General features: G+C 42.5%; 16 protein-coding genes. 12 read left to right on the plus strand and 4 right to left on the minus strand.

The annotated features are described in order from the left end of the window. Positions 1 to 90 precede the first annotated feature (90 nt). Positions 91 to 1287 carry a tRNA epoxyqueuosine(34) reductase QueG gene (gene queG / locus JMX97_RS07625; RefSeq protein WP_201556543.1) on the minus strand — a complete coding sequence of 399 codons (1197 nt, stop codon included), beginning with the start codon at positions 1285 to 1287 and terminating at the stop codon, positions 91 to 93. A 246-nt stretch (positions 1288 to 1533) separates the two neighbouring features. Between queG and JMX97_RS07630 the strand changes: the two genes are divergently transcribed. Next, positions 1534 to 3315, plus strand: a complete 1782-nt coding sequence (locus JMX97_RS07630) for an NAD(P)H-hydrate dehydratase (protein ID WP_201556544.1) — start codon at positions 1534 to 1536, stop codon at positions 3313 to 3315. Between the two features lie 44 nt (positions 3316 to 3359). Here the strand turns inward: JMX97_RS07630 and JMX97_RS07635 are convergent, their stop codons facing one another. Then, positions 3360 to 3863: a DUF4124 domain-containing protein gene (locus JMX97_RS07635; protein ID WP_201556545.1), complete on the minus strand. Its 504-nt coding sequence runs from the start codon at positions 3861 to 3863 to the stop codon at positions 3360 to 3362. A 974-nt stretch (positions 3864 to 4837) separates the two neighbouring features. Between JMX97_RS07635 and JMX97_RS07640 the strand changes: the two genes are divergently transcribed. The 8 genes from JMX97_RS07640 (at position 4838) to JMX97_RS07675 (ending at position 12547) form a co-directional block, all read left to right on the plus strand. After that, positions 4838 to 6550: an acetolactate synthase 3 large subunit gene (locus JMX97_RS07640; protein ID WP_201556575.1), complete on the plus strand. Its 1713-nt coding sequence runs from the start codon at positions 4838 to 4840 to the stop codon at positions 6548 to 6550. Then, positions 6550 to 7050 carry an acetolactate synthase small subunit gene (ilvN, locus tag JMX97_RS07645; RefSeq protein ID WP_201556546.1) on the plus strand — a complete coding sequence of 167 codons (501 nt, stop codon included), beginning with the start codon at positions 6550 to 6552 and terminating at the stop codon, positions 7048 to 7050. The genes JMX97_RS07640 and ilvN overlap by 1 nt, the downstream gene beginning before the upstream one ends. A 222-nt stretch (positions 7051 to 7272) precedes the next feature. Continuing rightward, positions 7273 to 8289 carry a ketol-acid reductoisomerase gene (ilvC, locus tag JMX97_RS07650; protein WP_201556547.1) on the plus strand — a complete coding sequence of 339 codons (1017 nt, stop codon included), beginning with the start codon at positions 7273 to 7275 and terminating at the stop codon, positions 8287 to 8289. A gap of 269 nt (positions 8290 to 8558) precedes the next feature. After that, positions 8559 to 8984, plus strand: coding sequence for a hypothetical protein (locus JMX97_RS07655; protein WP_201556548.1), 426 nt, complete (start codon positions 8559 to 8561; stop codon positions 8982 to 8984). Between the two features lie 213 nt (positions 8985 to 9197). Then, positions 9198 to 9410 carry a cold-shock protein gene (locus JMX97_RS07660; RefSeq protein ID WP_010196799.1) on the plus strand — a complete coding sequence of 71 codons (213 nt, stop codon included), beginning with the start codon at positions 9198 to 9200 and terminating at the stop codon, positions 9408 to 9410. A gap of 278 nt (positions 9411 to 9688) precedes the next feature. Then, positions 9689 to 10249 carry a DUF421 domain-containing protein gene (locus JMX97_RS07665; RefSeq protein WP_201556549.1) on the plus strand — a complete coding sequence of 187 codons (561 nt, stop codon included), beginning with the start codon at positions 9689 to 9691 and terminating at the stop codon, positions 10247 to 10249. Between the two features lie 448 nt (positions 10250 to 10697). After that, entirely contained in the window at positions 10698 to 11447 is a 750-nt protein-coding gene (locus JMX97_RS07670) for an electron transfer flavoprotein subunit beta/FixA family protein (RefSeq protein WP_201556550.1), read from the plus strand. 158 nt (positions 11448 to 11605) lie between these two features. Next, positions 11606 to 12547, plus strand: a complete 942-nt coding sequence (locus JMX97_RS07675; protein ID WP_201556551.1) for an electron transfer flavoprotein subunit alpha/FixB family protein — start codon at positions 11606 to 11608, stop codon at positions 12545 to 12547. Positions 12548 to 12626: 79 nt separating this feature from the next. Here the strand turns inward: JMX97_RS07675 and JMX97_RS07680 are convergent, their stop codons facing one another. Next, entirely contained in the window at positions 12627 to 13421 is a 795-nt protein-coding gene (locus tag JMX97_RS07680; RefSeq protein ID WP_201556552.1) for a TrmH family RNA methyltransferase, read from the minus strand. Positions 13422 to 13499: 78 nt separating this feature from the next. After that, entirely contained in the window at positions 13500 to 14483 is a 984-nt protein-coding gene (locus JMX97_RS07685; RefSeq protein ID WP_201556553.1) for a class 1 fructose-bisphosphatase, read from the minus strand. 456 nt (positions 14484 to 14939) lie between these two features. On the opposite strand from JMX97_RS07685, the gene JMX97_RS07690 reads away from it, so the two are divergent. From JMX97_RS07690 to JMX97_RS07700, 3 genes are all read left to right on the plus strand, one after another. After that, positions 14940 to 16013, plus strand: coding sequence for an aspartate carbamoyltransferase catalytic subunit (locus JMX97_RS07690; protein ID WP_201556554.1), 1074 nt, complete (start codon positions 14940 to 14942; stop codon positions 16011 to 16013). A 97-nt stretch (positions 16014 to 16110) separates the two neighbouring features. Further along, positions 16111 to 17322: a dihydroorotase gene (locus JMX97_RS07695; protein ID WP_227671508.1), complete on the plus strand. Its 1212-nt coding sequence runs from the start codon at positions 16111 to 16113 to the stop codon at positions 17320 to 17322. 55 nt (positions 17323 to 17377) lie between these two features. Further along, the gene (locus JMX97_RS07700) at positions 17378 to 17872 is read left to right on the plus strand and encodes a DUF2127 domain-containing protein (protein WP_413786397.1); all 495 of its coding nucleotides are present in this window, start codon (positions 17378 to 17380) and stop codon (positions 17870 to 17872) included. Positions 17873 to 17896: the final 24 nt, after the last annotated feature.

Below are 17896 nucleotides of genomic sequence, written 5' to 3' on the forward strand. Positions count from 1 at the left end.
AATTAGCATAAAACGATAAACATAAAAAACGCCTTTTATAATCTAAAAGGCGTTTTTTTATTGTCCATATTTTCATTTAGTAAATGGGTATTACGTAGGTTTATTCAACTTTTCTTGCTGCTCATTAATTGCCCAATCAATATGTTCATCAAGCATGTCGCTATGAATACCCAATTTAGACTGTAATTGCGTAATGATATCGGTACTGGCATTGGCGTTACCCAAACCAATAGTGATATTGCGCAAAAAGTTGACGTAACCTGTACGTCTGAGTGGACTACCTTGGGTATTTTGTAAGAAATCTGCCTCCTGCCATTGCCATAATTCAAGCAAGCTGCTGTTATCAAGTTGATGCCTAGGTGCAAAGTCATCTACTACCGTCAGTTGGGCATAGCGGTTCCATGGGCAAATAAGCTGACAGTCATCACAGCCAAATACGCGATTACCAATGGCGCGGCGATATTTAGTATCAATTGAACCTTCATGTTCTATAGTAAGATAAGAGATACAGGCGGCGGCATTAAGCTCATGGGGCGCGACAATCGCTTGGGTAGGGCAAATATCAATACAAGCGCTACAACTGCCACAGTGCGCCTCTACCGGCTGATCATCGGGCAGCTCAAGACTCATAAATAGCTCGCCTAGCACAAAGAATGAGCCGGCTTGTTTGTTAAGCAATAAGGTATGTTTGCCTGTCCAGCCAAGTCCTGCCGCGTCGGCTATGGGTCGCTCAAAGATAGGAGCAGAGTCGCTAAACGGTCGGAAAATAAAATCTGTCTCAGCACCAATATCTAAATGCTGCCACTCAGGTAGCATGGCTTCAATCTGTAGCGCTAATTTTTTTAGACGCCCCCGCATAGTTTTATGATAATCACGCCCGCGTGCATAACGGGCAATGATGCCATGGTTGGGACGAGCATTGTCGGCGACTGTTCGCGGTGTCGGTGCTTGAGTGAGATAATCCATGCGGACACTTATGATGGTTTTTGCACCTTCTACCAACTTTTCAGGGTGAGCACGTAGATCATGATTGTTATGCATGAACTGTAATTGCCCTTCATAACCTTTACCTAGCCAGCGTTGTAGCTGTTCCATTTGCTTAATAAACAAAGGATGATGCACCGATAAAAAGCCGCAATCAGCGAATCCTAAGGCTTGCGCTTGGGTTTTAATCCAACGTTTTACCTCTGTTGTCGTCGCAAAGGTCGGCGTATTATTGACCGTGATATTTTCTTTTGATGCGTTACTAAGCGTTGATGAAGGCTGTTTGGCTTTGTTAGATGACATAGCTACTCGAGGTTTAGTATTTATATATAACAGTAAATGATGGCGTGAATATCATTATGATAAGCCAGTTGGCCAATAGCGCAAGCTTAAAAGAAAATAAATAAGCATTGTCCTTGCTAGATAGGGTGATATATAAGATTGATACATAAGGCTAGGTAAGGTTTTGCTAAGCTTATATGAGTTAATAAAGTGTAAGTTAACAGAAATTAACTTATAAATCAGTAGCGGAACAATCGAGGATCAACCATGCAAGCGCAATCTACTTTACTTTTGTCAGAGACAACGAGGCCTATCGCACTATATAGCAGCGAGCAGCTATATGCGATGGAGCAAGCATGGTTTGCACAAGGTCATGATAGCTTTGGGCTAATGCAGCAAGTCGCTTGGCAGATGGCACAGTATATCGAACAGCTGCATGCTCGAAAATATCGTTTCTCTCATTTATCAGGTACGAGCCCGACTCAGCAGAGTAATAATCGACAGCGGCGAGTTAGCATTTGGGTAGGACAAGGTAATAATGGCGGTGACGGTTGGCTAATTGCTTATTATTTGCAGCAAGCAGGCTGGCAGGTACAAGTCATAACGGTCGGCTTCGATAAAGATGATTTTAATAAAAGTAGCTTTGATAAAAACAATAAAACTGAGCAAGCCTCTGTATCTGACGCGAAAAAGGCTCAGCAGTTAGCGCTATCTGCCAATTGTCCTTATCAGCGTTTTGAAGATAGTAATTACAATCAAAATGATCATAAGGATGCCGCCTTGCAAGCTGACGTTTATGTTGATGCGCTGTTTGGTATTGGCCTAGATCGTGCGCTAGAAGGCGTTTATGAGCAAGCAATCAATACTTTTAATTGTGTTACTAAGCAAGATAAGTCATCTGAGACACTGGTGGTCGCCGTTGACATTCCAAGTGGTCTCGTCGCCTCCACAGGTCAAGTATTCGAGCAGATAGCGATACAGGCTGATGTGACCCTATGTTTGATTGCACGTAAATTTGGTCTACATACCAAAGACGGCATGGACTATAGCGGAGAAGTTCTCGATATACCGTTGATACCTTATCAAACGACTAATCAAGCGTTGATGCCAGTTGCTACGTTACTTAACACTGCACATAAACTATCTGCGCGCCGACAAAACAGCTATAAAGGTAGCTATGGCCATGTGTTAATCATTGGAGGAAATCGGATTGATGGATCACAAGGTATGGGTGGAGCTGCAATATTATCTGCCTCCAGTGCGATGGCGACAGGAGCGGGCAAGATTACTGTTGCTTGTCATGAAGCCTTTCATGGGGCGTTATTGACTTCGCTACCGGACGCTATGACTATTAATTTGCATGATGAGGATGGGGTTAAACAGTTAATTGAAGACGCTAGTATCGTTGCTATTGGCATGGGGCTGGGTCGGGATAAAAAAGCAAAAGCTTTATTTGTCAGCTATATTCAAGCTGCGATAGTACAAGGTAAGCCTCTAGTCATAGATGCCGATGGTCTTTACCATTTAGCATCGTTACAAGTTGAGAATCATGAACTGGTTACTCAGCTGCGAAAATACAGTACTGAGCATCAAGTTTGTTTGACGCCTCATAGTGGTGAGGCCGCTAGATTGCTTGATAAAAAGATAAGTGAAGTAGAAGACGATAGATTAGCAGCTATCAAAAAATGCGCGACGACGTATGGCGGCGATTGGGTGTTAAAAGGGGCGGGCTCTTTAGTACTAGAACAAGTATTAGAGCAACCGCAAGTATACATCTGTAGTACTGGTAACGCCGGCATGGCAACGGCTGGCATGGGCGATGTATTATCGGGTGTGACTGCTGGTTTATTAGCACAGCAAGATTTGAAAGATGAATCGCATGGTTTACACCAAGCGGTCCTTATTCATGGACTGGCAGGAGATGCGCTGGTCAATCAGCCGATTCGTCACGGTGATGACCACGTATCGCTATTGATTGGACAGCGAGGCTTGCAAGCACAAGACATGCCTGCGGCCATCCGCCATGTAATGCAATTAATTACTGATTAGAACTAGCCAAGCCAAAATAACTCTAATCTTAAGTGATAAAAAGACTAGGTAGCTGCATTGCCACAGTATTGACTAATCGCTTGCTGGACACGCTCACGTTTAAGCTCAATTTCACGGCTATCAAGATATTCACGTTTACCGCTGGCATCCATCTCATAGATACGGCCACCAACATTGAGGTTGGTTAAGTTATTACGTAGCGATTGACAACGCTGAGCATTCGCTTGTGCTTCTTGATCCTCAATGCGCGCCTCTAATTGTGCGACTCGCTGTTCTTCTGCACTCTGGGTATTATCCTCTTGGTTGATATCCGTTTTGCCCGCCAATTGTCCTACATTGGTTTGCCTGCCATCGCTACGAAACTCAATGACTTCGATATTTTTACCGTTTTGTGGTGCATGTTGGCTGTACTTAACCTCACCATGCGCTCCAATTGACTTATAAACTTGAATAGCGTGACTCGCATTCATAGATAGCATTAGCATACACGCGGCAACGATACTAACAAGCAGCTTGGTCGTGGTATTTATCATAGACGCAGACGCCATAGTAGCAATCCTTTTAATGGATAAAAAATAAGTGTGCGTGTTTATATAAAAACATCATATCGGTCTGTTAATGCGCTTACCCATACAGTGGCATTTGATTTTAGCAAAAAAATCTTATTAATGTATATTATTTAATAACCAATAGTTAGGGGTGGGTGTTAGAAGTTTTTCTTGACAATAGAGCTCAAACCATCGAATATAATAGCAGTTGATTGGTCAGTGAGCGGCATTTATGATATTGCCGTGGCACTTGAAAATAATGACTACGGGTTGCTTATCGGTAGCTTAGGTAGTTTTATTTACTTTGTGACAATGGTACAGCACGTATAGTAGTTATAATAATAGCTATTAGTGACTGTGTTTATTGTCTCCGGACTTATCTGTCTACAATGACTAAGATAAACTTATTATTTTAAATGTGTTAAATATAATATCTGTTGTTATATTACGCTAATAGAAAGCACAATATAACGTGCTGACGTCTGGTCACTTCTTGATAAGCGTGCCGTATGGTTTGGCATTAGCTTTGACATTTGTCCTATCATTCTATACCACCGCGTTTATAAGCAACGATAGCTCGCATTTCTAGCAAATAATAAGCTTCTTTTATAGATGCATTTGCGTCTTGTCATAGTATATCGATAACCTCCTGTCACAAAGCTGACCTTAAAAATTGCTATGTTCAAGCAGTCTGCTGTTTATTTTATCGAGCAGCTGTACTTTGGCATAGTGGGCAAACATTCTTGTTATGGACAAGGGCTAGAGATTGTTTTTATAAGTAGTAAACAGCAACGCTTTAGTGTATCTGTTTTATACTATAAAATGATATCAGTCTGCGCCGCAAAATAAAGGTGATGACAGTGACACAGACTACACAAAGTCCGAACATGACCGGACATACCCAAACGGCCAATGCCGCCAAAAATTTCCCTGAAAAGCAGCAAAAGCTCGCTGAAAATAGTGATCAGCCAGTAATGCTATCAGGTGCTGAGATGCTGGTGCAAGCGTTGACTGATGAAGGGGTCAAGTACATTTTTGGCTACCCAGGCGGTGCTGTCCTTCATATCTATGATGCTTTGTTTCAGCAGGATCAAATTGAGCATATCTTAGTGCGTCATGAACAAGCAGCCGGTCATATGGCAGATGCTTACTCACGGGTTACCGGTGATACCGGCGTGGTGCTAGCGACTTCTGGCCCTGGCGCGACTAATACGGTCACTGCTATTGCCACTGCCTTTATGGATTCAGTGCCGATGGTCGTAATCGCAGGTCAGGTACCAAGTAGCTTAATCGGCGAAGATGCTTTCCAAGAAACCGATATGATTGGGGTATCTCGTCCGATCGTTAAACACAGTTTTCAAGTACGTCATGCCAGCGAAATTCCGATGATTGTCAAAAAAGCCTTCTATATTGCCAAGGCTGGTCGTCCCGGTCCTGTGGTTATCGACGTTCCTAAAGACATGACCGCGCCTAGCGAAAAATACGCTTATGAATATCCAAAAGAGGTGTTCGTACGCTCTTATCAGCCTTCGATTAAAGGCCATAGCGGTCAAATCAAAAAAGCAGTTGAGACCTTACTCGCCGCGAAACGCCCGGTAGTTTATGCGGGTGGTGGTGTCATTTGGAGTAAAGCTCACAAAGAGTTGACTGAGCTTGGTCACCGCTTAAATTTACCTGTGACTAATACTTTGATGGGACTGGGTACTTTTCCTGGTTCTGACCCTCAGTTCTTGGGTATGCTGGGTATGCATGGCACCTATGAGGCCAATATGAGTATGCATCATGCGGACGTCATTTTGGCAGTCGGCGCACGTTTTGATGATCGTGTGACCAACAATGTCAAAAAATTCTGTCCTGACGCGACCATTATTCATATCGATATTGATCCCACCTCTATCTCTAAAACTATCTTTGCTCATATTCCTATCGTTGGTGATATAAAGTCGGTACTGACAGATATGTTAGAGATTATCGGTGAAGATAAAAAACTAGAGCAGCATGCCTTATTAGATTGGTGGTCACAAATTGATGAATGGCGTAAGCGTCATGGTTTGCGTTATGACACTAGTACCGACAATGGCATCAAGCCGCAAAGTGCCGTACAAACCCTATGCAAAGTAACCAATGGCGATGCTATTATCACCAGTGACGTCGGTCAACATCAAATGTTTGCTGCACTTTATTACACCTATAAAGAACCAGGACAATGGCTTAACTCGGGCGGGCTTGGTACTATGGGCGTCGGTTTGCCGTATGCAATGGCGGCTAAGCTTGCCAACCCTGATCGCGATGTGGTTTGTATCACTGGGGAAGGCTCTATTCAGATGAATATTCAAGAGCTGTCAACTTGCTTACAATACAATCTACCAGTCAAGATCTTAAACATAAACAATGCGCAGTTGGGTATGGTTAAGCAATGGCAGGACATGCTGTATGAAGGCCGTCACGCGCAGTCTTATATGGATTCGCTACCAGACTTTGTGAAATTAGCCGAAAGTTATGGTCACGTTGGGATCAAAATCACTGATCCTGAGACTATGGAAGCACAGATTGCTGAAGCGATGGCAATGAAAGACAAGCTAGTATTTATTGACGTTTATGTTGATCGTAATGAGCATGTGTATCCGATGCAAATCGCTGGGCAAACGATGCGTGACATGTGGTTATCAAAAGGGGAGCGTACTTAATGCAACAACAACAGCATCTGATTTCGGTCTTGATGGAAAACGAAGCGGGGTCGTTGTCGCGGTTAGTCGGCTTGTTCTCCCAGCGCGGTTATAATATTGAAACACTAAACGTCGCACCAACAGACGATCCGACGATTTCACGCTTGACGCTGACCACCATCACGTCACCTGAAAAGATTGAGCAAATCACTAAGCAATTGCATAAGTTGATTGAAGTGGTCAAAGTGCTGAACTTATCTGATACCGTACACGTCGAGCGCGAATTAATGCTGATCAAAGTTCGCGCTACGGGCAACGTACGTGAAGAGATTAAGCGTAGCGCTGATATCTTTCGTGCGCAAATTGTGGACGTCAATGCCAATATATACACTATCCAAATAGTCGGTGACACGGCCAAGCTTGACGGCTTTATTGATGTCATTGGTCGTGAACGTACCTTAGAAGTGGTACGCTCAGGTGTGATCGGTATTGCTCGCGGTGAAAAAACGCTAAGCGTATAATATTTGCGGTTGTCTCTATCATTTGAGAAATTGAAAGTATTTAGACAATTGCCAGCATTTAAGAGATCAAAAGTATCTAAGCCATTGAGATTAACCCTATATAAAGCTTATTTATTTAAAACTTAACATCATGCTTATACATCAAACTATTTTAATATAATGGTTGTGATATAAGCGTTTACTGCCCATGGCTATCCATGATTGAGGAAAAGGACTCTACTTATGAACGTTTTTTATGACAAAGACTGTGATCTATCTATCATCCAAGGCAAGAAAGTTGCCATTATTGGTTACGGCTCACAAGGTCATGCACACGCACTAAATCTACAAGAATCTGGCGTTGATGTGATTGTTGGCCTACGTGCTAACTCAACCTCATGGAAAAAAGCTGAAAATGCGGGCCTAAAAGTTGCTGAAGCAAAAGATGCAGTAAAAGCGGCTGACGTGGTCATGATTCTGACCCCTGATGAATTCCAAAAAGAGCTTTATAATGACGTGATTGAGCCTAATATTAAAGAAGGTGCGACGCTTGCTTTTGCTCATGGTTTTGCGATCCATTATAATCAAGTAGTACCGCGCTCAGATCTTGACGTGATTATGATTGCTCCTAAAGCACCGGGTCATACTGTTCGCTCAGAATTTGTTAAAGGTGGCGGTATTCCTGATCTTATCGCAATCTATCAAGACGCCTCAGGTCAAGCCAAGCAGTTGGCGCTATCTTATGCTGCCGGTGTTGGTGGTGGTCGTTCAGGTATTATTGAAACGACTTTTAAAGATGAAACAGAAACCGATCTTTTCGGTGAGCAAGCGGTACTTTGTGGCGGCGCTGTTGAGCTAGTTAAAATGGGTTTTGAAACCTTAACAGAAGCCGGTTATGCACCAGAAATGGCCTACTTTGAGTGCTTACATGAGCTAAAGCTTATCGTTGACTTGATGTATGAAGGCGGTATCGCTGATATGAACTACTCAATCAGCAACAACGCTGAGTATGGCGAGTATGTTACTGGTCCTGAAATTATCAATGAGCAATCACGTGAAGCCATGCGTAACGCGCTCAAGCGTATCCAGTCTGGCGAATACGCTAAAATGTTCATTACTGAAGGTGCGACTAACTATCCATCAATGACTGCTCGTCGTCGTAACAACGCTGAGCATGAGATTGAACTTACAGGCGCTAAACTACGCGGTATGATGCCTTGGATCGGTGGCAACAAAATTATCGATAAAGAAAAGAACTAAATCGTTATTTATTAGCTTTTGAGCTGTTATAAAGTATTAATTAATGACGCTAAAGAATATTTATTACTCATGTTATCGATTTGATGGCATGGGTTTTTTTATAATTAAATATTCTGTGGGTCGGTCGGGGGAATGGATTTTGGTCCATATTTAGTATTTGGCTTGAAAAGCGGTGTCAACTGCCTAATATATAAATGCGGCATAGCACTTGATTGGCTGGCTGATGCTACATTTATTTTTTCTTATTCTTAGATTACAGGTTGTGTGTTGTGCAAATACCTTTTCCAGACTGGCTGACGCCGCAGTTCGCATATATTGTCCTCAGCGCTATAGTTGCCGTCCTCATCTGGATAGAAGGAGAAATGCTCAAGCGCACTGATGGCAAGCTACCCAAATCGCCATTCTTTCAAATTAGCTCCTTATTAGATACAGCTTGGTTCTTCGTCTCTGTAATGATGTTGTATGTGATTGACTTAACGCCATTAGCCACTGCCGTTCCTGCCGCATACGGAATCTATACTATCTTTGGTTGGGTCTACGGTACACGTTTGCTCAAGCGTAAAGGTATTCCAGACTCTCCCAAAGATTTGGTTATACCGTCTAAATACATTGCTTATAGCCAGTCGTTCTCATTGATATTTTTTGCACTGTGTCTATTAGTGTTGGGCTCTCCGTGGTTACCTTTAACTAACTAAATGTTTACAAAAACATATAATTTAATCTGCCGTTGAGAATAAAAGCTGCTATAATAAATTTGTACTCGTAGGATTTGAGACAAATAATGTGAATATACTATAAACGTAAACAACTTATTTGTTCTGAGTTTCCGCTCACAAATTTGACGAGTATATATCAATTAATCGGTGATGACACACGTCTCACCAACAGTTAAAGAGTTAGGAAAATTTATGTCAGATAAAGTTGAAGGCACTGTAAAGTGGTTTAATGAAGCTAAAGGTTTTGGTTTTATCGCTCAAGACAATGGCGGACAAGACGTATTCGCTCACTACAGCGCTATCCAAGGTGGCGGTTTTAAAACCCTAGCTGAAGGCCAAAAAGTGTCTTTCATCTTAGGTGATGGCAAAAAAGGCCCACAAGCTGAGCAAATCGAAGCTATCTAATCTTAACCGCTGCTAAGGGTGACTGATTATTAGTCGACCTTACTGCTAAAAGATACATAGATACTTAGATTAGTATGTTGTTAACGCAACGAAAATATTGTTTAGATTGTATATTAAAAGCAGCCTCTTATCGGGTTGCTTTTTTTTGTCAAGAAATAAGTTTACAATTCTTAGCTAGTTCTTAATTAAATGGCTGAATATCTCATTCAGTAATAAACGCCAATTTAGTAATTATAAAGAACACGATTACAAACAACACAATGCAATAAGGTAATACTATGAAGTGGGAATCGTGGTTTGCAATAGACTGGCAACAAGTTCTTGGTATCTCTTTATCCGTTATAGGATTCTACTTTTGCTTGATACTATTTACCCGTATTGTGGGTCTCCGCAGTTTCTCAAAGCTTTCAAGTTATGACTTTGCGATGACCATAGCTATCGGTAGTATCTTAGCATCAACGGTAACATCCGACTCCCCGTCACTGCTCCAAGGTCTGCTTGCGGTTGGTCTGTTATTTATGTTGCAAGCACTAATCTCAATGATCAGACGTAGAGTCAAACCTATAAAAGCCTTACTTGATAACCGACCTATTATCTTGATGGCACATGGTGAATACTTTTGGGACAATCTAAAAGAAGCCAATCTAAGTACTAGCGATGTACAAGAAGTGTTGCGGAAGAACGGCTTAAAATCGAAGACTGAAGTGTTTGCGGTTATCATGGAAACCACTGGTGATATGAGTGTGATCAAAAATAATGAAGCCACGCCAGATTGGACCTTATTTGATGATATTCGCGATAGCGGTCTTTTAATTAGACCTATCAAAGATTCATCATAAGATGAATAAGTATAATAAATAATAACAAAGCGTTAAGTAAATAAAGACCTAACAATGCTATAAAGATGGGAAGGTTAGAGTAATAAATCAAAGAAAGTGATGAGTTTGTAAGCTGAGATGTCATTTTTTAAAGAAGGGTGACAAATTTATGACGCATTATTCACGGCGTTGTCTTGACCTTATCGGTGTGCTCGCGCAAGATAGATAAGTCTAATAAATAATGGTGGGCTTGGATTTAGCAGGATCAATTAGCGTCTATTGTTATAAAAGTATAATTTGTTCTGCTATTGACTGTTTGGTATTGGTTGATAGTACTTTACAAACAATTCTCTGTTAAACAAGTTACAATCTTCAAGTGGTGACCTACAAGTAAAATTTTGAACGACAATGAACCAAGGGTTCTTAGTTTATAACTTTTTAATTCATAACATTAACAAACGAGGAACGTATGAAAGCATTAGTAGCGGTCAAGCGTGTCATTGATTATAACGTCAAAGTTCGTGTAAAAGCTGATAACTCTGGTGTGGATTTATCCAATACCAAAATGTCAATTAACCCTTTCGATGAAATTGCGGTAGAAGAAGCGGTGCGTCTAAAAGAAGCGGGTGTGATTGATGAGATTATTGTAGCCTCAATTGGTCCAAAAGAATCACAAGAGCAAATCCGTGCAGCCTTAGCATTGGGTGCTGACCGCGGTATTTTAGTAAAAACTGACGATAAGCCATATCCGTTACAAGTAGCCAAAATCCTAAAAAGTATCGCTGAGCAAGAAAGTGCTGATATTGTGTTATTGGGTAAACAAGCTATCGATGATGACAACAACCAAACTGGTCAGATGCTGGCAGCGTTAATGGGTGTCGGTCAAGGTACCTTTGCTTCAGAAGTTAAGGTCGAAGGCGATAAGGTAAATGTTACTCGTGAAGTTGATGGCGGTTTGCAAACGCTTGCCTTGACTCTACCTGCGATCATTACTACTGACTTACGTTTAAATGAGCCACGTTACGCTAAATTGCCTAACATCATGAAAGCCAAGAAAAAACAGCTTGATGAAAAAGCGCCGTCAGATTTTGGTGTTGATATGGCCTCTAAGCAAGAGATTGTCAAAGTCGTGCCACCTGCTGAGCGTAAAGCGGGTATCAAAGTGGGTTCAGTTGATGAGTTGGTCGACAAGCTAAGAAATGAAGCAAAAGTAATCTAGTTTTTTGCTCGGGTTTGCAGGGGTTTATCAAACCCTCAAGCCTACATTTTAAAAGCTATTCGCATACATAGTTACGTAAATATTAGTTGCGTAAATATTAGTTATGCGAATAAATGACCACACGAATCGATGATACGAATAAATAAAGGATAAAAACCATGGCAATTTTGGTATATGCAGAACATGACAATGCCAGTCTAAAAAAGGCAACTTTAAATACTATCGCTGCCGCCAAGCAAATGGGCGATGATATTCATGTATTAGTTGCTGGTAGTGGTAACCAAGCGGTTGCTGATGAAGCAGCTAAAGCAGAAGGTGTCACCAAAGTATTACTAGCAGACAATGCCGTCTATGAGCACCAAATGGCAGAAAACATCGCGCTGTTAGTTGCTGATATCGCTGGTGGTTCAACTGATTACAGCCATATTATTGCGCCAGGTACAACAACGGGCAAAAACTTTATGCCCCGTGCGGCTGCGTTACTTGACGTGAGCATGTTGTCAGAAATTACAGCAGTAATCGATGCTCAAACGTTCGACCGTCCTATCTATGCCGGTAACGCTACCGCGACGGTTAAGACTACAGAAGATAAAATCGTCTTAACCGTACGTACTACTGCCTTTGATCCAGTGGCAGCTGAGGGCGGCTCAGCCTCTATTGAGACTATCGATAATGTACAAGATTCTGGCAAATCAAGTTTTGTTAATGAAGAAATGGCAAAATCTGACCGTCCTGAATTGACTTCAGCCGGTATTGTTGTTTCTGGTGGCCGCGCCTTAGCCAACGGTGAAAACTTCACTAAATATATCGAGCCATTAGCCGATAAACTTGGTGCAGCTGTTGGTGCATCACGTGCTGCCGTTGATGCAGGCTATGTACCAAATGATATGCAGGTCGGTCAAACGGGTAAAATCGTTGCACCAGACTTATATATTGCAGCCGGCATCTCAGGCGCTATTCAGCATTTAGCAGGTATGAAAGACTCTAAAGTGATCGTTGCTATCAATAACGATCCAGAAGCGCCAATTGCAAGTGTGGCTGATTACTTCTTAGAAGCTGACTTGTTTGATGCGTTACCTGAGTTAACTAGCAAGATTTAATTATCATTAAGTCGATGATTAAAAAAATTCCGCTATCGATGATGGCGGGATTTTTTTATGTCTAAAAGGTGCGTGTACTTTAACTGTAATGGCGCTGACGCAATGTCTCATACAGACAAAGTGACCCGGCAATCGCGACATTAAGGCTTTCTTGACCATTAGGTTGGGGAAGGGCGATAGGGGTAGCGCATTGCATGAGCTCCTCGCAAACGCCTTGACCTTCATGACCCATAATCCAAGCGACAGGCGAGCGCAAATTATACTCATAAATCAAAGTGTCCGTATGTGAACTGGTTGCCAATAACGGTACTTCAACACAATCGAGGACAGCTGTTACGCTGAGATTTTCATAAATATTCAGCGCAAATTGTGCACCCATGCCAGCGCGTAAAGTCTTTGGTGACCATGCCTGTGCCGTAGCACTGGTACATAATACCGTGCTGATGCCGACGGCTGCTGCGGTTCGCAATAGTGTTCCAACATTACCGCTGTCTTGTACATCATTGAGAATGAGGCAGTCGCTGTTAATCGCTGATAAGTGTGGCATGGGTATATGAATAATCGCCATGATATCAATACCCGTACCTAAGCTACGGATACTTTGATATAGCGCGTCAGACAAGACTAAAACGGAAGTATAAGTGGGCAGACGGGTTAAAATTTGCTGTACTTCGACATGCGTATGCGCTGATTCCGCTAATAATATTTGAAGGAACGGATAGTCGCTACGTAGGGCGGCATCAATTAGGTGGGCTCCTTCAAGTATCGTTTGGCCTTGTTTCTTACGCTGGCGAGCTTGGGTCAATAAAGCTTTCGCCAGCTTTACCGTTTGGTTTTTATCTGAGGTGATCAGTTCGGTAGTGTTTGATGTCATAGTAGACTGCTTCAAAGTAAAGATAGAGTTAAAATACAGACAAGCTTAAAAGCCAGAACACATTATTAAAAGCCAATCTTAATGATCAGCATGCTGTAAGTGTAAGTCTTTCACATAATTGACTTCGTTTTTACTACCGAGTACCACAGGAACGCGCTGATGAATGTCCGTTGGCTCGATATCAAGGATACGATTAACAGCGTCAGTGGCCGATCCGCCAGCACGCTCAATCAGCAAACTCATAGGATTGGCTTCATACATCAAACGTAATTTACCGGCTTTATTGGCGTGTTTAGTATCAAAAGGATAAGTGAATAAACCACCGCGACACAAGATGCGATGCACATCACCCACCATTGCCGCCACCCAGCGGGTATTAAAGTCGCGACCGCGCACACCACCTTTACCAGCAATTAGCTCATCAATATATTGTTGCATAGGCGCGCGCCAGTAACGATAGTTTGAGCCATTAATAGCGTATTCGCTGGTATCAGCATCAATTTGAACGTTTTCTTCTATCAACACATAGTCGCCGCTGTCTGGATCTAAGCTAAACATGACCACATTATCAGCTATCGTCAATGCCAGCATGGTAGAGGTGCCGTATAATAAATAACCTGCTGCCAGCTGTTGATTACCAGCCTGTAAAAAATCATCATTTTCGCTATCGTGACCTTGACGCTGATAAGGTAGAATAGAGAATATGGTTCCTACTGCCATATTAATATCAATATTTGATGAGCCGTCGAGTGGATCGAATAGTACTAATAGACTGCCATCAGCATTGGCAGAGGTAGCATTATCCAGCTCTTCTGAGGCAACACCTGCGCAATGTGAATTTTGTGCCAAAGCATCTAAAAGTAAATCGTTGGCAAGGACATCAAGCTTTTTTTGTTCTTCGCCTTGAACGTTTTGATTGCCTGCTTCACCTAAGATATCAGCCAATGCGCCTTTTCTAAGTAATTGTGAAATCGTTTTGCCAACATCAGTAATCGTAGTAATCACGTCGCTGACTGCAGGATTGGTTGCATGGTCTTTTAAGTAGTGTGCTAAGGTCGTCATGAGGCTTCCTAATAAAAAATGGGATCAAAAGTTAAAGAGAGGGTTGAGGTCAAAAGGACGATTAACGTCAAAAAAAATACTTAATAAATGAAACCAAACGCGCAAAAAACACAGAATAAAGCGCAATAAACGACTAAATTGGCAAATATTTAAATGGCTTGTACGGCGTCTTTGTCCTAGTCATAAAATCAGCTACACTATATTTGTTGTTATTCATAGCTTGATAACGCTTATTGCTCATTATAGTTAATATAGTTAATATAGTTAATATCTAACTTATAATAGCTAACAAGGCTGCTAAGTCTATTTATACCACGGGTGCTATTGCGGTAAAGTGTAGCAAATAAGCGTCAAAATGTCCCTGTATCTTGTGCTCATGGTTATAAATGAATGAACAATTATGATTGATGTAATATAAATCAACTTAATATAAACCAACAATAAAGACGTGCCATTATGTCAAATTCTATAAATAGCCGTTCAACAAATACGGTCTCGCCGTCTGAATATGCCAAATTCGATCCTGAGACCATTCATCAAAAGTTAAATACCTCGCTAAGCCGTCCGCAGCTAAATAGCGACGGAAGTATCCGTCATTTTTTAGGCGTAGAAGGGCTTAATAAGGCTCAGCTGCAAGCTATAATTGCTAAGGCAGAGACTTTTTTTGATGATAATGGTCAATTGATTAACAGTCCAGAGCTTGATGGTTGTACGGTGATGAACCTGTTTTTTGAGCCTTCAACCCGCACTCGTACTACTTTTGAGGTGGCGGAAAAGCGCTTAGGAGCTAATGTACTCAACATTGATATTGAGCGCTCTAGTGCCAAAAAAGGTGAGAGCCTACGCGATACGCTATGGAATTTGCAAGCGATGACTGCTGATATCTTTGTGGTAAGGCACTCTGCTTCAGGCGCAGCGCATTTTATGGCCACTGAGGTGACACCAAACATAGCTATTATCAATGGTGGTGATGGCTGGCATGCCCACCCGACCCAAGCGATGCTCGATATGTTGACTATTCACCGTGAAGCACCGCGCCCGTTTGAGGAGTTATCGGTCGCTATTATAGGTGATATTAAGCATTCACGGGTAGCGCGTTCAGACATTAGCGCTCTCCAAACACTAGGAGTAAAGGACATTCGCGTTGTCGCTCCACGTACCTTACTGCCCAAAGGTATTGAACGTTTTGGGGTACAAGTCTATGAAGATATGAACAGCTGTGTGACCGACTGTGATGTCATTATGGGATTAAGAATACAAAATGAGCGTATCGGCTCGCCACTGCTGGCCTCATCCAGTGAGTATTATAAGCATTATGGGATTACCCCTGAGCGGGTAGCTCTGGCTAAGCCTGATGCGTTGGTTATGCATCCAGGGCCGATGAACCGGGGCGTTGAGATTGCTTCAAGCGTTGCTGATGGCGCGCAGTCAGTGATCTTAAAGCAGGTAAATAACGGTATCGCTATTCGTATGGCGGTGTTGGCACTGGCGATGCAAGGGCAACGTGCGCATCAAGCGTCTGGAAAATAACAATCAATCAAGACAAAAGCTAACCTCTTGTAGCTTGTCTTAAACCTATCCTATCTTGGTGTCTTATTTAATTCTTATTAATACGGTAATAAAGCTCATGACCAATGTTAAAACCTCTGATGCGCAGATGATCGATTTACTTCCCAAAATTTTTCAAGACTCACTGCCAAGCGCTGCAGCAAATAAGCTGCTAAACCTTGAAGCTGGACGCGAAACGTGGCTGTTACCCCCACTGGTTGATTTGTGTGCGCGTCTTCGCGAACCGGGGCAGCAGCAGCATGGAACCCTCGCTTCAGAAGGTCATGCTGCGCGTGCTAATGGTTTTTTACATGTGGTTATTCCACCCGATACCAGTCCTGTTCTAGAGAATGGCTCACTACTTAAAGGCTTACGTGAGCGCGCCCTTGAGGATGGGGGTATTTATTTGCATATTCTTGGTGCACTGACTGCCGGGTTAGAGGGTGAACGCCCCTCTAATATTGCTGGGTTGAAAAAAGGCGGCTGTATTGCGGTCTCTAACGCTCGCCGGCCTTTTAGTAATGATTTGGTACTACTACGGACCTTAGAATATGCCGCAACCTTTGGTATGAAAGTATTCTTTTATCCTGATGAGCCTAGCCTATCTAATGATGGGGTGGCGCATGAAGGCTATATTGCCTCATATCATGGCTTGCCAGGTATTCCGTGGATTGCTGAGACGGTAGCCTTATCAACTCAGCTCTTGATGGTTGAGGAGACGGGTATAGCTGCGCACTTCAGTCAGCTGTCCTGCAAGTCTTCGGTGGAATTGATGCGTTGGGCCAAGGACAAAGGTCTGCCGGTCACTTGCGATGTGGCCATGCATCAGTTGTATTTAACCGATGATAATTTAGAAGGCTTTAACGCCCAAGCGTATGTGCTACCACCACTGCGTAGTAATACTGATCAGCAGGCACTACGCCGCGGGCTTAAAGATGGCACCATTGACGCGATTTGTAGTCACCATGAACCGCTAAATAGCACCGCAAAAAAAGCACCGTTTTCTGAGAGTACGCCGGGTATTTCGAACTTTGATACTTTTATGGCGTTGGCCTGTCAATTGGTACGCGATGAGGTGATTACTTTGGAGCAGCTGGTAGATAAAATTTGTCTCAATCCTGCACAAATTGCAGGTATCAGCATCCAATATGAAGATATTGGCGGCGCGATATTGGTGGATCCCAATCTCGAATGGCAAGTGACTACCGAAACTATGCTGTCTAATGGCAAAAATACGCCATTTTTCAACCAGCAAGTGCAAGGTCGGGTGGTGGAGACTTTCTTTGCCTAACTTGCCCTGTCAGGATGATGATCAGCAACCGTCTTCGGTGAGCCAAGACCCTGATATTATCCGCCGTGATGACACGCTGCGCCCTGACAAGCATAAGTCTAGCGAGTCAATCAAAGCAGTCGCGATTTATGAGGTTGTCAAAGGCGTAGGCGCGCTGTTAGGAGCGTGCGCGTTATGGTTATGGCATGCTGATATTGATAATTGGCTTACGCGCGCAACAGACTCTTGGCGACAGAATTTTGGTCATTTTTTAGCACCGCAAATTGAAAGCTCGGTACGGATTGCGCAGCAAGCAAGCAAAAACTGGCCGCTGTTTTTATTATTAATTTTTGCTTATGCCAGTTTGCGCTTTATTGAAGCTTACGGATTATGGCAAGATAAAACCTGGGCATACTGGTTTGGTGTGGTGGGCTATGGCATATTTATTCCCATTGAGCTGTACTACCTGATTGCGAGCCCATTTGATTGGTTTAAGCTGGGAATTCTGATAACAAATATTATTATTATTATTGTGGTTTATCGCAATATGAAACGCAAAGGTTTGCTATAGAAGAAACTTCCATGAAGAATTTTA

Origin of the sequence: Psychrobacter sp. 72-O-c (assembly GCF_904846605.1) — a bacterium.
Lineage (GTDB): Bacteria > Pseudomonadota > Gammaproteobacteria > Pseudomonadales > Moraxellaceae > Psychrobacter.

Bases quoted from the DNA above. Each gene is read 5' to 3' on its own strand.
- queG (WP_201556543.1), bottom strand. From the start codon at position 1,287: ATGTCATCTAACAAAGCCAAACAGCCTTCATCAACGCTTAGTAACGCA.
- JMX97_RS07630 (WP_201556544.1), top strand. From the start codon at position 1,534: ATGCAAGCGCAATCTACTTTACTTTTGTCAGAGACAACGAGGCCTATC.
- JMX97_RS07635 (WP_201556545.1), bottom strand. From the start codon at position 3,863: ATGGCGTCTGCGTCTATGATAAATACCACGACCAAGCTGCTTGTTAGT.
- JMX97_RS07640 (WP_201556575.1), top strand. From the start codon at position 4,838: ATGCTATCAGGTGCTGAGATGCTGGTGCAAGCGTTGACTGATGAAGGG.
- ilvN (WP_201556546.1), top strand. From the start codon at position 6,550: ATGCAACAACAACAGCATCTGATTTCGGTCTTGATGGAAAACGAAGCG.
- ilvC (WP_201556547.1), top strand. From the start codon at position 7,273: ATGAACGTTTTTTATGACAAAGACTGTGATCTATCTATCATCCAAGGC.
- JMX97_RS07660 (WP_010196799.1), top strand. From the start codon at position 9,198: ATGTCAGATAAAGTTGAAGGCACTGTAAAGTGGTTTAATGAAGCTAAA.
- JMX97_RS07665 (WP_201556549.1), top strand. From the start codon at position 9,689: ATGAAGTGGGAATCGTGGTTTGCAATAGACTGGCAACAAGTTCTTGGT.
- JMX97_RS07670 (WP_201556550.1), top strand. From the start codon at position 10,698: ATGAAAGCATTAGTAGCGGTCAAGCGTGTCATTGATTATAACGTCAAA.
- JMX97_RS07675 (WP_201556551.1), top strand. From the start codon at position 11,606: ATGGCAATTTTGGTATATGCAGAACATGACAATGCCAGTCTAAAAAAG.
- JMX97_RS07680 (WP_201556552.1), bottom strand. From the start codon at position 13,421: ATGACATCAAACACTACCGAACTGATCACCTCAGATAAAAACCAAACG.
- JMX97_RS07685 (WP_201556553.1), bottom strand. From the start codon at position 14,483: ATGACGACCTTAGCACACTACTTAAAAGACCATGCAACCAATCCTGCA.
- JMX97_RS07690 (WP_201556554.1), top strand. From the start codon at position 14,940: ATGTCAAATTCTATAAATAGCCGTTCAACAAATACGGTCTCGCCGTCT.
- JMX97_RS07695 (WP_227671508.1), top strand. From the start codon at position 16,111: ATGACCAATGTTAAAACCTCTGATGCGCAGATGATCGATTTACTTCCC.